At 34.7% G+C, this 14,247-nt stretch carries 10 protein-coding genes; 1 reads left to right on the forward strand and 9 read right to left on the reverse strand.

All coding sequences use genetic code 11. The annotated features are described in order from the left end of the window. Both J2W48_RS05955 and J2W48_RS05960 read right to left on the reverse strand, forming a co-directional pair. Positions 1 to 621, reverse strand: coding sequence for a response regulator (locus J2W48_RS05955; RefSeq protein WP_310279373.1), 621 nt, complete (start codon positions 619 to 621; stop codon positions 1 to 3). Further along, entirely contained in the window at positions 618 to 2,612 is a 1,995-nt protein-coding gene (locus J2W48_RS05960) for a tetratricopeptide repeat-containing sensor histidine kinase (protein WP_310279375.1), read from the reverse strand. The genes J2W48_RS05955 and J2W48_RS05960 overlap by 4 nt, the downstream gene beginning before the upstream one ends. A gap of 163 nt (positions 2,613 to 2,775) precedes the next feature. Between J2W48_RS05960 and J2W48_RS05965 the strand changes: the two genes are divergently transcribed. Further along, positions 2,776 to 5,748 carry a leucine-rich repeat domain-containing protein gene (locus tag J2W48_RS05965; protein WP_310279376.1) on the forward strand — a complete coding sequence of 991 codons (2,973 nt, stop codon included), beginning with the start codon at positions 2,776 to 2,778 and terminating at the stop codon, positions 5,746 to 5,748. 100 nt (positions 5,749 to 5,848) lie between these two features. Here J2W48_RS05965 and J2W48_RS05970 read toward each other — a convergent pair whose 3' ends face one another. The 7 genes from J2W48_RS05970 to J2W48_RS06000 form a co-directional block, all read right to left on the reverse strand. Continuing rightward, the gene (locus tag J2W48_RS05970) at positions 5,849 to 6,424 is read right to left on the reverse strand and encodes a Crp/Fnr family transcriptional regulator (protein ID WP_310279379.1); all 576 of its coding nucleotides are present in this window, start codon (positions 6,422 to 6,424) and stop codon (positions 5,849 to 5,851) included. Further along, the gene (locus tag J2W48_RS05975; protein WP_310279381.1) at positions 6,424 to 6,744 is read right to left on the reverse strand and encodes a DUF6370 family protein; all 321 of its coding nucleotides are present in this window, start codon (positions 6,742 to 6,744) and stop codon (positions 6,424 to 6,426) included. The genes J2W48_RS05970 and J2W48_RS05975 overlap by 1 nt, the downstream gene beginning before the upstream one ends. A gap of 3 nt (positions 6,745 to 6,747) precedes the next feature. Further along, positions 6,748 to 7,908 (reverse strand): formate-dependent phosphoribosylglycinamide formyltransferase, encoded by a 1,161-nt coding sequence (gene purT / locus J2W48_RS05980; protein ID WP_409025165.1) that lies wholly within the window; start codon positions 7,906 to 7,908, stop codon positions 6,748 to 6,750. A gap of 556 nt (positions 7,909 to 8,464) precedes the next feature. Next, complete coding sequence (locus J2W48_RS05985) at positions 8,465 to 10,339, reverse strand: peptidase U32 family protein (protein WP_310279383.1); 1,875 nt, start codon at positions 10,337 to 10,339, stop codon at positions 8,465 to 8,467. Positions 10,340 to 10,897: 558 nt separating this feature from the next. Then, positions 10,898 to 11,356, reverse strand: coding sequence for a ferritin-like domain-containing protein (locus tag J2W48_RS05990; RefSeq protein ID WP_310279385.1), 459 nt, complete (start codon positions 11,354 to 11,356; stop codon positions 10,898 to 10,900). Between the two features lie 491 nt (positions 11,357 to 11,847). Next, positions 11,848 to 13,035 carry a pyridoxal phosphate-dependent aminotransferase gene (locus J2W48_RS05995; protein ID WP_310279387.1) on the reverse strand — a complete coding sequence of 396 codons (1,188 nt, stop codon included), beginning with the start codon at positions 13,033 to 13,035 and terminating at the stop codon, positions 11,848 to 11,850. Positions 13,036 to 13,107: 72 nt separating this feature from the next. Continuing rightward, positions 13,108 to 14,205 (reverse strand): fatty acid desaturase family protein, encoded by a 1,098-nt coding sequence (locus J2W48_RS06000; RefSeq protein ID WP_310279390.1) that lies wholly within the window; start codon positions 14,203 to 14,205, stop codon positions 13,108 to 13,110. Positions 14,206 to 14,247 lie beyond the last annotated feature (42 nt).

Here is a 14,247-nt window from a genome sequence, read left to right on the forward strand (position 1 = left end):
CTATTTTTTGCTATTTTGGATAGCCCAAATTAAGAGTGTGTTTTTTTCTTTTGGTAAACCTAATTTTTCAATTATTTTGCTTCGGTGTCCTTCTACAGTTTTTTCAGACAAAAATAACAGTTCGGCTATTTGTCTTGTTGTTTTTTGTTGTGTAATAAGCTCAATAATTTTTCTCTCTGATAAGGTCAATTTGGATAATTCATCAGCCTCATTTGGTACATCTGTTATTAGATCGTCTTCTAAAAAAAGGCTAAAGTAGCGGTTTCCTTTTTTTACTTCCAGCAAGCATTTTTCTAATTCAGTTTGAGCATGTTCTTTTAGTATATAGCCATAAATTCCGTATTCTTTAGCTTTTTTATGTATGCTTGTTTCTTTGTGCATAGTCAGTAAAATAATTTTTGTTTTTAATTTGCTTTCTTGCACTGCTTTGGCAACGTCCAGACCATCCAAACCGGGCATATTGATGTCTAAAACAGCGATATCAGGATAATGCAATCTAATGCAATTTAATGCCGAAATGCCATTGGAACAGGTGTCGATTACTTTGTAGCCATACGATTCTACAAAACTTTTCGTGCCCTGAAGTGTAAACGGATGATCATCTGCAATTACGATCCTCATACTGTTTTTTTTATTTCGATGGTAATGATGGTTCCGTTTTTATCCGAAACTATTTTTGCTTCGCCGCCAATGGCCCGACTGCGTTCAATGATGTTGTGCAAGCCAAAGGATTTTTTATTATTCAGGGTTTCGTTTACATCAAATCCTTTTCCGTTGTCTTTTATTTCAATGGTAATGTTATTTTTGGTTTCGGCAATAGTAATTTTGGCAGCGATGGCATCGGCATATTTAATAATGTTCGATAAAGCTTCCTGCACTATACGGTAAATTTGCAATTCATCTGACGATGATAAATTAGCAACATAATCGATATCGGCCGTAACCATAAAGTCGTTTACTAATTGGGTGCGTTCAACCATTTGATTAATACTTTCTTTCAACCCAATTTTATCAAATAATACGGGGTGCAAATTACGGCTTATGCTCCTAATATCGTTGATGATGCTGTCTATCTTGGTGTTGGCAGCCTCTGTTTTTTCATTCAGGGAGTTTTTTAAACTAAGCAATTCGTGGCTTACGCTATCGTGCAAATCACTGGCTATTCGTTTGCGTTCTTCTTCAGTTTTTTCTAATAGTTGTTTGGTATATTGTTGTGCGTTTTGTCTTTCTTGCTTTAATTTTTTTTGTTTTAGTCGAATACTGTAGAGTATTAAAATTAAGAAAAAGCCCACAATCAAAGAGATTAATAAGGCTATCGTGGTATTTTTGTTTACAATTGTTTTTTTGTCAATGGCTATTTGTTGTTGTTTTTTTTGAGTTTTATATTTGGTTTCCAATTCGGCAATTTTCACTCTTTCAATGATGTTTCCTATGCTGTCTGCAATAATTTTCTTCTCTGTTTCATAGTGCAAAGCATTTTTGTAATCGTTGTTATGAATCGCATTGTTTTGCAATAAGCCATAAAACATATTCACTTTTTCGTATTGCTGATTGGCTATTAAACTTGGTAATGCCTTTTTTATATCGGTAAAATTTGCATAATCAGGGTTCTCTTTTATTTCAAGCAAGGCCGTTGTTATCTTATATTCCTGAGTTAAATCATCAGAACCTATTTCTTCTACAACTGGTTTTAAATCATCAAGCAATTTTTTGGCTTCTGATAACTTGTTTTCATGGATTAAATTTTCTGCCTTAAAATCAAATATTTTAATTTTTAATATTTTACTTTCGTCTTTGCTATCTATAAAAGCTTGATAAACAGAATCGATTAATGGTCTTTCGCGTTTATCTTTTAAATATTCATAAATCGAAATTTTATTAATTAAGCCAATATAGACGTTATAGGTATTGTCAATTTTTTTATATGCCTGAATAGCTTTGTCAGCGTTTTCAATAGCTCTTTTTTTGTCGCCAATGGCAGTATAAATATTAGCGTAATTTGAATAAACAAAAGCCAGGCCTTTAGGATTATTTATTTTGCTGAAGTATTCGAAAGATTTTTGGTTGGCAAGCAGACTTAAATTTTGCTTGCCCATTACATAATAAATATAGGATAAATCATAGTAAGCTCTGGCTATGTTATAACAACTATCGTAGTCATCAGGCTCTAATGTCGTTATCTTTCTAAAATAATCACATGCTTTTTTTAAATTATACTTATCATAATAATAGTTGGCCAGATAAGCATCTGCAAAAGTAGTTTTTAGTGCAGGTAATTCTTCTCTGTATTTGGCATCAAATTGTTTGACTGTTGCCATAAACCGATCATTAAAATCATAAGAATCTGCCAGATATACGCAAGCGAAGTCTAAAACTTCAGCTGCATCTGAATAGTTTTTTTCTTTTATTTTTTGATTGTAATAGTTGTGAAAAACTACCAAGTAATTATCACTTTTTTTGTAGTTTTCTACTTTGTGCAGCCATGTCTTAACTGCATCTTCTTTAGCAGGCTCTTTTTTTGTAAAAACAACTTCGGTTTCTTTTTTATCGCTGCATCCCAGAAAAATAATTAAAGTTATAATTGATATAACGTGTGCAAATGGCTTATTCATTCCAATATATTTTCAGCAAATGTATCTATTTCAAATGAATTTCTGCTCTTGAGTAAATAATCAGGGGTTTCCCCTTATATGATGCTATTTATTATAATAGCAACTTTGTCCTGCATATTAATAACCATTAACAATTAAATCTATGGAAATAAAATTACTCTTTATGAAAAAAAGCAATTATTTGCTGCTTATTTTACTGCTTTTCGGATTTGGCGACCTTCATGCACAGGTTACCGCAATACCCGATACTACTTTTGAGCAATGGCTGATTAATAACAACATTGATACTGATGGGCTTTTAAACCATCAGGTGGCAACAGCTGACATCAGCGGTGTTACTGAATTGAATACGTATGGAATTAATGACTTTACCGGACTTCAGGATTTTACTGCATTAGAAAGTCTTAATGTAATTTATTCTGATGCAACAAGTATTAATCTTTCTACATTAACACATCTAAAATCATTGGAGCTTTATGGAAATAGTTTAAATACTATTGACCTTTCGCACAATTTAGAATTGACCAACTTGAATTTGGGTAATTCCGGAAATTTGAAAACTTTAGATATTTCAGTTAACATCTCCCTAATAAAATTACAGGTAAGCGGTTATAAACTAGCTACTTTAGACCTCTCACACAATATTGCGTTAACAGATATATCGTTGGGTAGCGGATTGGTAAACTTAAACATAGCCAACGGAAATAATCATAATGTTACTCGGTTTTGGGCAGCGAATTGCAACCTGTTATCTTGTATAAAAGTAGATGCAGGTCTGGATACTTCTGGTACAATTTCTGACGGAGAGGGAGGTTTTTACCCTATCTGGCAAACATACACAGATGATGATGGCAATCATATTACGACTTTTTCTGAAACTGATTGTGGTATTTATACAGCAATACCTGATGCTGGTTTTATGTACTATTTGACACAAAATGGTATTACTGTATCTGACCATAAAGTGTTGACATCTGATATTTCTGGTATAACAATTATTGATTTTACAGGTGATTACAATCCTGTGGAAGATTTTACAGGACTTCAGGATTTTGCTGCCTTAACTCATTTTAAATATAACAGAGGAGGGGAAGGTGTTTTTTCATCAATAGATTTGTCTCAAAACACAAACTTGACTTTTCTGGAAATTAAGGGAAATGACAACTTAACGGCTATTGATATCTCTAAAAATACCAAGTTACAGGAATTAAATATAACAGAGGGGGCATTAACAAAACTGGATATTTCTAAAAATCCATTAGTTACTAAATTGTCTTGTTATGGTAATCCTAACCTGAGTGTTTTAAACCTTAAAGGCAGGGCTGATCAAACCGCATTTGAAGCTGGCAATACTTTCAATGACAATCCAAAACTGAGTTGTATAGAAGTTAATGATATTAATTATGCTACAACAAATTGGCTAAATAAGGATGTTAGTGCAAGCTATTATGCTTCAGGATGTCCATCAACGGCAATCCCCGACCGAAACTTTGAAATGGTATTAATAAACAATGGCTATGATGACGTGATAGACGGTAAAGTAATTACAGCTAATATTGCTGGTGTTACCAGTCTAAACGTTATGTATACCACAGTAGAAGACATTACCGGTATCGAAGATTTTGCTTCTTTAAAGGATCTTACGGTTTATTATACGGGTTTAAAAAAGGTAGATCTTAGTCACAACAAAGCACTTGAGTCTATTAATTTTGGTTATAATAATTTAACAACTTTTGATTTATCTCAAAACACAGCTTTAAAGGTGGCTCACATAAGCGACAACACACTTGCAACTTTAGACTTTCATAACAATCCTAACCTGGTAGATGTTTTTCTAGGAGGCCCATTGTTAAATCTAAATATGGCGAACGGACACAATGAAATTATTACTCGATTTTCTTCTCAGAATTGTAATTTATTATCTTGTGTAAAAGTTGATAATCTTGCGGTAAGTACAGGTCCTGTTTGGCTAACTAATGCAGGTTCTAACACGGTTTTTTCTGAAACTGCCTGTATACAATATACTGCTATACCTGATGCAAATTTTGAGCAATTGTTAATAGATAAAAATATAGATTCAGGAGTTGTTGATGGTAAAGTATTAACACATGAAATTAATTCTCTTACTGATTTAGATATTTATGACAGCAATATTTCAAATTTTACAGGATTACAGGATTTTACGGCCTTAACTTCATTAGATTTAATAAATAATGTGAATCTAACCACACTTGATCTTTCAAAAAACACACAGTTAACAAATTTAAGTTGTTATAACAACCATCTCGTTACGCTTGATTTGTCTAAAAACACACAGTTAACACATGTTGATTGTCGAAATAACAACCTGACAAATATTAATGTTTCAAAAAATACAGAGTTGATATACCTGGTTGTAAATAATAACGCATTAGTTAGTTTAGATGTGACTAAAAACACCAAACTTGTCAATTTTTACTGTATCGATAATCAACTGACTTCTTTGGACGTTTCTAAAAACACAGCTTTAACAGCCTTAGACTTTGGTAATAATAAGGTAGCAGCATTAGATGTAAGCAGTAATACGGAACTAAAATACTTAAATTGTTATTCTAACCAGCTTGTTACACTTGATGTGTCTAAAAATACTCAATTAACCCATATTAATTGCCAAAATAATCAATTGAAATCGGTAAATCTGAAAAATGGTAATAATACAAGCATAGAAACCACGAATGCAGCTAAAAGTGCAAAAAGTAAATCAGTAACATATCCAATTGGAATCTTTGGTTTTCAGGCAAATGATCCTGCTTTAGTTATTTTGGTTGACAATAAGTCTTATTCTGATACTAATTGGATGACTTACAAAGATGCTTCGGCAGTTTATTTAGAAAATGTTTCTCTTGGAACTGGTGATAATACTTTAGAAAATATATCAATAGCGCCTAATCCTACGAATGGAGAATTGTACATTAATAATATAGTTTTAGAAAAGGTAACTGTTTTTAGTTTGCTTGGAAATGTTGTAAAGACAATAAATTTTAAAGATGGCAACACCAGTAATGTAGTTGACTTGTCTGATTTGACAGCAGGTTTATATCTTGTGAAATTAACTTCAAACGGATCAGAAAAAACAGTAAAAGTTTTGAAAAAGTAATATTTAGATAAAATTTAATTAGTTTTAAAAGCTCTGAAATTCAATTATTGCAATTGAGTTTCGGAGCTTTTTAATTATAGATAATAGCAAATGTAACTAGTTATTTCTTCAAAAGCCTGGCTTTCATTTTACTAAAAAACTCTGGCGTTACACCAATAAAGGAAGCAATTTGTTTTTGAGGTACTTTATGAACCAGTGTCCCATATTTTTCACAAAATTTCTCGAAACGCTCTTCGGCAGTCAAACTCAAATTATCTAACAATCTTTCCTGGTTAGCGACCAATGAATTTTCGATTAATATTCTGAAAAAACGTTCTAGTTTTGGAATATCATGAAACAATTGCTCCTGATTTTCTTTGGATAACGTGACCACTTCTGCGTCTTCTAAAACTTCGATGAAAAGCTGTCCCGGTTTTTGCGAAAAATAACTGTACATATCACTCATCCACCATCCAGCGCAGGCAAATGCCAAAACGTGCTCCACAATATTATCGTTTATATTGAAGCTTCTCAGTATTCCTGAATTTACAAAATAAGAGTGTTGGCAAACTTCACCGGCATTCAATAAAATGCTTTTTGCCTTGTAGCTATGCGTTTCTGTTTTGGATAAAAACAATGCTTGTTCTTCAGGAGTTAGTGAAACATGTTTGGCAATATTTTCGAGAATTAACATCATTATTTTTTTTCTTCTATTAAAGTAAAGGAAGTCGCCTTAAAACGATTTTTTTCTATTTTTCCGGTTACGGAAGCTTTCCGTATAGCATTACAGAAACCGTCATCTGCATGCGCATTACCATGATCGTGAATTGTTGTGCCGTCAACAAAATACGATTTTCCGTCAATACGAACGGCCAAATCACAGCTTTCACCTTTCATTCCAAATTGGCATTCTCCGCAGGAAGCTTCCACGATTTGCGGTTTGTCGATTACTTTTTTAGTTTGGGCCTGAGTTGAAATCCCAATAACCAGGAAAATCATGAATAGTATTTTTTTCATTTTTTAAGAATTTACAGTTATTAATTTTGCCGTTTCTTTGGCACGTTCGATTACTTTTTCGATTGGAGTTATTAATGAATCATGAGTTAAAACAACTCCCATTCGGCGATAAGGCCTTGAAGTTGGTTTTCCGAAAATCCTGAAATCGGTTTTGGGCAGCGCCGCTACTTGTTCGATTCCGGTAAATGTTGGATTGGCAGAATCTTTCGAAGCTAAAATTACGGCACTTGCCCCGGCTTTTTCCAATGTGATTTCGAAAATTGGAAGACTTAAGATCGCTCTCAAATGCAATTCGAATTCGTTGAAGTTTTGAGTTCCGGCCAAAGTTACCATTCCCGTATCGTGTGGACGTGGAGAAAGCTCAGAGAAATAAACACCATCATTGGTCAGGAAAAATTCAACACCAAAAAGCCCCGCGCCGCCAAGTGCTTCTGTTATTTTTTCCGCCATATCCTGTGCTTCGTACAAATCGGCTTCCGCAACATTTGCAGGCTGCCAGCTTTCCTGATAATCGCCGCGTTCCTGTCTGTGCCCAATTGGTGAGCAAAATAGGGTTGGATTATTATTTTGCGTAACCGTTAAAAGTGTAATCTCCGAATGGAAATCTACAAAAGCTTCTACAATAACTTCGATAACATCTCCGCGCGAACCTGCAACAGCATATTGCCAGGCTTTTTCGATATCGCTTTCACTTTTAATAGTCGATTGTCCTTTTCCTGAAGAAGACATTAGAGGTTTCACCACACAAGGAATTCCGACTTCCTGAACGGCTTTTTGCAATTCTTCGGCAGAAGTGGCGTATTGATATTTGGCTGTTTTTAATCCGAGTTCTTTTGAAGCCAAATCGCGGATTGCTTTACGGTTCATGGTAAAGTTCGCCGCTTTTGCAGAAGGAACAACGGTAATGCCTTGTTTTTCATAATCATAAAAGCGCTCGGTGCGAATGGCTTCTATTTCGGGAACTATAAAATCGGGTTGGTGTTTGGCTACAATTCGGTCCAGTGCATCGCCGTCAAGCATATTGATTACTTCAAAACCATGGGCAACCTGCATGGCCGGAGCATTTTCGTAACTGTCAACAGCAATTATGGTTTGTCCGATTCGTTGTGTGGCAATGACAAATTCTTTACCTAATTCGCCAGAACCGAGGAGGAGTATTTTCATTTGGGAGTTTTGTAAATAATGGAGTAGTAAAAGTAACGAAAAATGTTTTTAACGCAAAGTTCTATTAGATGTCTTAATGTAGAGACGCACTACGTTATATATATTTAACCGTAAAGTTCGCTAAGATTTACGCCAATAACATGGGTAACGCTAAGGATACCAAGTTTTCTTTATAAATTAAAAAAGAGTCCAAAGAGTTTCACGCAGATTTTGCAGATCGAGCAGATTTAATTTTGTTGATTGATTGAATAGCCTTCAGCTTTAGCTGGAGGTTGGTAATTTGTTAAGTCAATGGCTTTAGCCAAAATTCGTATTTTTTGGCTAAAGCCAGATTGTGGGATTTTTTTAACCTCCAGCTAAAACTGGAGGCAATTCAAAATTGGTCTCTTATTTTTTTGAAAACTAATTTTCTCGTTTTACGGTTTGGTGAGAGATAGAAGAGAAAAGCCCATAGCCAGACGAAGGAAGAGCGAGGACTTGCAGCGGATGAGCCCGACCCTTTTCGGGTCACGCCCAAATAAAAAACCGATACTTCATAAAAGCATCGGTTTGTATTTTAGTGAAAATGATCTTCTTCAATTTCGAATTCGGCGTCTTTTTCCCAGATTTCCATTTCGCAGGGCTTGCAGTTGAATTTTAGTTTGTATTCGAGTTCACCCTGTTTTAAAACCAAAGGCTCTTTGACCTTTCGATCCATGTTTTCCCGATGGTATTTCGGACATCTTTCCAGTTCGTATTTGATGCAGTATTTGGTTGTCATTACGCGTGATTTTCCCGGATCCCATTGTAATTCAAATGCTTTTTCGATTTCGGTAACGCCATGACGCTCGTAGAATTGACGTGCCATTTTGTTTGAAACGTTGTACATGAAATCCAGTTTGGTTTCAGGATACGGATGTGACGTTTTTACCAATTGGTGTTCTTCACGTTTGTAATTCGCCAAACGAATTTCTGATAATTGTTCGAAAACATTTCTTCGCATTTCGTTGATTTTTGAAATAGGAAGGAACCAGTTTTGAGAAAACATAATATTAATTTCATTGGCGGTATAAGGCGTAAATCCAGTTTTTGCCAATTGTGTTTTGATATTTTTTTCTATCGATTCGCCGGTTTTAGTCAGCTCTTTTGAATGTTCTAAGTTGACGATGCTTACGTTTCCGTCTTCGTCAGTTGCGATTAATTCAAAACCGGTTTCAGTTTCGGTAAGCAATAAAGTCGTGCTGATTTTTCGAACCGCACTGTCTTCCCTTTCAACGATTTTGATGAAAGCTGCGTCGTTGTTTCGGTAAATGAAAGTTCCGTCTTTTACTTCTTTTAAAACGTTTGGGTAAATTCTTCCGTTTTCGGCTTTGTTGACATAAATTCCGTCAGCTTCGTTGTTTTCGTTAATGAAACAAAGCCCGTCACCGTTGTTTAGTAACTCACCATTTTCGATTTCGTAAGCGTTTCCAATAGTTCGGATTAATTTACCTATATATTGACCCTTAGATTTTGGGCTTTCCCAGGAGCCAATTGCGTTGTGTCTTTCGTTTACAAAATAATCGGTATAACCGCGGTTGAACGTTCTGTTTAAAGAAGAGTCGAAGGTATAAGTGCAAGTTCCGGAAGAAGCTTTCCTGTATTTGTCACTTCCTTCGTTTTCTAAAAAGCTATCCAGTTTTTGGCGTAAATAAGAAACGTTGTTTTTAACATATACAACATCTTTTAATCGTCCTTCGATTTTAAAAGAAACGATTCCGGCTTCAATCAAATTCGGAATTTGATCTGAAATATCCAAATCTTTAATCGAAAGCAAGTGACTGTTTTTGATTAAGGTTTCTCCGTTTCCGTCGATCAGGTTATACGGTAAACGGCAGTTTTGAGCACAGGAACCACGATTGGCACTTCGTTCTCCATTAGCGACACTCATATAACAATTTCCGCTGAAGGATACACATAAAGCTCCGGTTACGAAGAACTCTAATTCCACATCAGCTTCGTTGTAGATTTCTTTGATTTGATGCAGGTTCAATTCACGGGCTAAAACCACGCGTTTGATACCGGCATCTTTTAGGAATTTAATTTTATCAGCGTCACGATTATTAGCTTGTGTACTCGCATGAAGTATGATAGGAGGAAGCTCCATTTCCATAATCGCCATGTCCTGAATGATCAATGCATCGACACCTATATCGTATAATTCATAAATCATTTTACGACAGGTTTCGAGTTCATTGTCGTACAAAATGGTATTCATTACCACAAAAACCTGAGCATTGAATAAATGCGCATATTGTACCAAAGCTGCTACATCTTCAATTGAATTGTTGGCATTAGAACGCGCTCCAAATTGCGGGGCCCCAATATAAACAGCATCGGCCCCACTGTTGATGGCTGCCATTCCTCCAATTAAATCTTTAGCAGGGGCTAATATTTCAATCTTCTTCTTCATTTTTAAAACTTTAGGCTTGTGTGAATTTCACGGAAAAAGTTTGCAAAGTTCTTATATTTTATTTGAGTTTGCTAATGCTGAAGTGACTTTTTTTGAAATTGTTGGATTGTATTGTATTGGGTGGTAGTATTTAAAAACCTTGTAGAATACGTTTATAACTTTTATTAAAAATTTGAATTAATTAATTTACTGGTATTACTTATAGCATTTTGCAATGCGCTGATACTTTTTTAAGATTAATAGAATTTAACATACTATATTCAAAAGGTATTTTGTTTATGATATTTTCTTTGTCATCTTCAGTTTCAGCTTTATCATTGTTAATTGGAGCAAGAATTATTAAAAAGATTTTCTACGATTAAATCATTTGTCATTAGCGTTAAAAAAATGAGTCATTTTTTTTTAATTTAGATATTTGAATTTGAAAATTTTTCAATTACATAATAACAAGTAAATTGAATATTATTAAACATATGAGATTTAGTTTTTCCCTAAAACAAAAAAACTACCAAGTTTAATAACCAGGTAGCTTTCCTTCTCAAAAAATAGTCTCAGATATTAATACAATTTTTTCGCTTTAATTAGTGTCAAAGTATTCTGAATGCTGTTTAATTGTTTTGAAACAATTGAAATTTGATTGGAATCCAATTCTTCTTTTTCCAAAGCCATTTTGTATTTTTCAATAGCTGCTTCTTCACCTGTAATACAAGCATTGATGATGGCTTCAGTATCACCACTTGTAAAAGATGATTTGATATCGATCCAGGCACGGTGAATAGCGCCTAACGGACCTCCGCCTGAAGTATCAGTTGATTTTCCTAATCTGTTGATTTCGTCTTGCAGCTCTACAATAAATAAGGCACGCTCACGGGCGTATTCTAAAAAGTCAGTTTTAATAACAGGACTTTCTACATGTTCAGCCGCATTGGTATATCCTAATTTTCCGTCTTCCAAAATTGAAATTAATCCTTCTAATGTACTAACTGCTTCTTTTGTTTTTTCATCTGTATGTATCATGACAATAATTTTTTAATTAATTTATATTACAAAGATGGTATTTGTAAAGCCTTATATCTTACAGAATTATGAGAGTGATTTATAAAATTGTGGAATGGGAATTTTGAAAGTATTGAATTCAATCTCAGATGATTTTTCTGTAAGATGTCATAAATGATCAGGTGAATCGAGATTTACATTGGCCGTTCCTAAGGAACCTTAACGTGTGGTGTTTTTTGATCTGCTCAAATTGATAAGATTTAGATAGAGAGCCATGGGTTCTGTTCATTTTTTGGATTGGAAAATAGGTACGCAGATTTAGCAGATTTAGTTGTTCCTTTTGAAATAAAAATGTTCTTGTTTACGATTTGGGTTAGGGATAGAAGTGGAAATCCTTTTGTAGAATGAAATGGAACAAAAGATTGAAACGGATAGCCCGGCCGGAGGCAACCTCCACAAAAAAAGCCTCAGGAAAATCCTAAGGCTTTTGGTATATGAAATAGAAGTTTGAATTATGCCAAAGCTTCTTTGATTCTGCGCAAAGCTTCTTTTAAAATATCTTCGCTTGTTGCATAAGAAAAACGGATACAGTCTGGATTTCCGAAAGCGTCACCCGTTACGGTTGCTACATTTGCTTCAGACAAAAGATACATTGATAAATCGTTTGCATCTTTAATTTCTGTTCCTTTTAATGTTTTTCCGAAGAAAGAAGAAACATCCGGGAAAACGTAAAAGGCTCCTTCCGGAACGTTGATTTTTACTCCTGGAATTTCTTTTAATAATCCAACAACCAAATCTCTACGGCTGTGGAAAGCCTGAACCATGTGGTTTAATACACTTGGGTCAGCTTCTACAGCAGTAATAGTAGCACGTTGTGCCACTGAATTTGCTCCTGAAGTTACTTGTCCCTGAATTTTTGTACATGCTTTTGCGATGAATTCCGGTGCTCCGATATAACCAATTCTGTATCCTGTCATGGCGAAAGCTTTTGCTACTCCGTTTACAGTAATTGTTTTTTCCAACATTCCCGGAATTGAACCGATGCTGCAGAAAGTTCCTGAGAAATTGATGTGCTCATAAATTTCATCAGCAACTACATATATATTTGGGTGTTTTTCTAACACTTTTGCAAGAGCGGTCAATTCTTCTCTGCTGTAAACAGAACCTGAAGGGTTGCAAGGAGAACTGAACCACATCATTTTTGTTTTTGGTGTGATGGCAGCTTCTAATTGTTCCGGTGTAATTTTGAAATCAGTATCTACAGATGTTGGAACTTCAACAGGAACCCCACCAGAAAGCTTTACAATTTCGAAATAAGAAACCCAGTATGGTGCAGGCAAAATAACCTCGTCACCATCATTTAACATTACCTGTGCAATGTTGTATAAAGATTGTTTTGCTCCTGTAGAAACTACAATTTGAGATGGTTTGTATTCTAAACCGTTATCTCTTTTGAATTTTCTGCAGATAGCCTCTTTTAAATCCTGGTATCCGTCAACCGGAGAATAGGTACTGTAGTTTTCATCAATAGCTTTTTTTGCAGCTTCTTTAATAAAGTCAGGTGTATTAAAGTCAGGTTCGCCTAAACTTAAACTGATAATATCTTTTCCCTGTGCTTTTAGTTCGCGGGCTAATGCAGCCATCGCTAAAGTTTGCGAAGTAGCTAAATTGTTAATTCTGTCTGAAAGAATATGGTTCATTATGAAAAATTTAATTGCTCTTAATTTTTGCTGTTTTTAAGAGAGGTTATATTAATAGGTTTTTTAGTTTGTTTATGCTAATTCAGGCTTTGTCCCAAGATCTTTTAAGTGTTTGTAATGTGCCCAAACAGCAGCTCTCATTGTTCTGAATTCGTAATAAGGCAAATTACATTCTTGGGCAGTTTGTTTTACAATTTCAGCAATTTTTCCATAATGAACATGGCTGATATTTGGAAATATATGATGTTCAATCTGGTGATTTAATCCTCCGGTAAACCAGTTTACGATTTTGTTTTTTGGTGCAAAATTAGCAGTAGTGTACAATTGATGAATAGCCCAGGTATTTTCGATTTCACCTTCTTCATTAGGTACCGGATTTGAAGTTTCCTCGACAACATGTGCCAATTGGAAAACAATACTCAAAATTAATCCCGCAACGTAATGCATCACAAAAAATCCAACAACGACTTTCCACCATGTTACTCCTAATACCATTGGTAGAACCATCCAGATTAAAATGTAAATTATTTTTGTGATTACTAAAACTGTCCAGAGTTTAGCTGGACTTTGAGGTGTTCCGTAAGATAATTTTCTTTTCAGGTAGTTTTTCATTTGCTTGAAATCGGTTGTCAAAGACCAATTAAAAGTTAATAATCCATATAAGAAAAAGGAATAATAGTGTTGAAATTTATGAAAACGATGCCATTCTGCATTTTGGGTAAAACGAATGATTCTTCCGGCATCTAAATCTTCATCGTGACCGTGAATGTTGGTATAAGTATGGTGCAGTACATTATGCTGTACCTGCCAGTTATGAACATTTCCGGCTAAAACATAAATGGTTCCGCCCATGATTTTGTTAATCCATGATTTAGAAGAATACGAACCGTGGTTGCCATCATGCATAATGTTCATTCCGATTCCCGCCATTCCGACTCCCATAACGATATTCAATAGTAGTTGTGCCCAAAACGGCATAGTATCAAGTGCCAGAATCAAAAAATAAGGCGTGAGGAAAACGGTAAAAAGAATAATTGCCTTTAAGTGCAATTTCCAATTTCCGGTTTTTTGAATGTTATTCTCTTTGAAGTAATTGTTTACCCGAGAGTTAAGTGTTCTGAAAAACTTCAGATTATCCTGCTTTGAAAATGTAGGTGCGGTATTATTCATAATTAATTTAAATAGTTGTCAAAGGTAATTATTATAAATTTT

The sequence above is a fragment of the Flavobacterium piscis genome, from assembly GCF_031457575.1.
GTDB classification, from domain to species: Bacteria; Bacteroidota; Bacteroidia; order Flavobacteriales; family Flavobacteriaceae; genus Flavobacterium; species Flavobacterium piscis_A.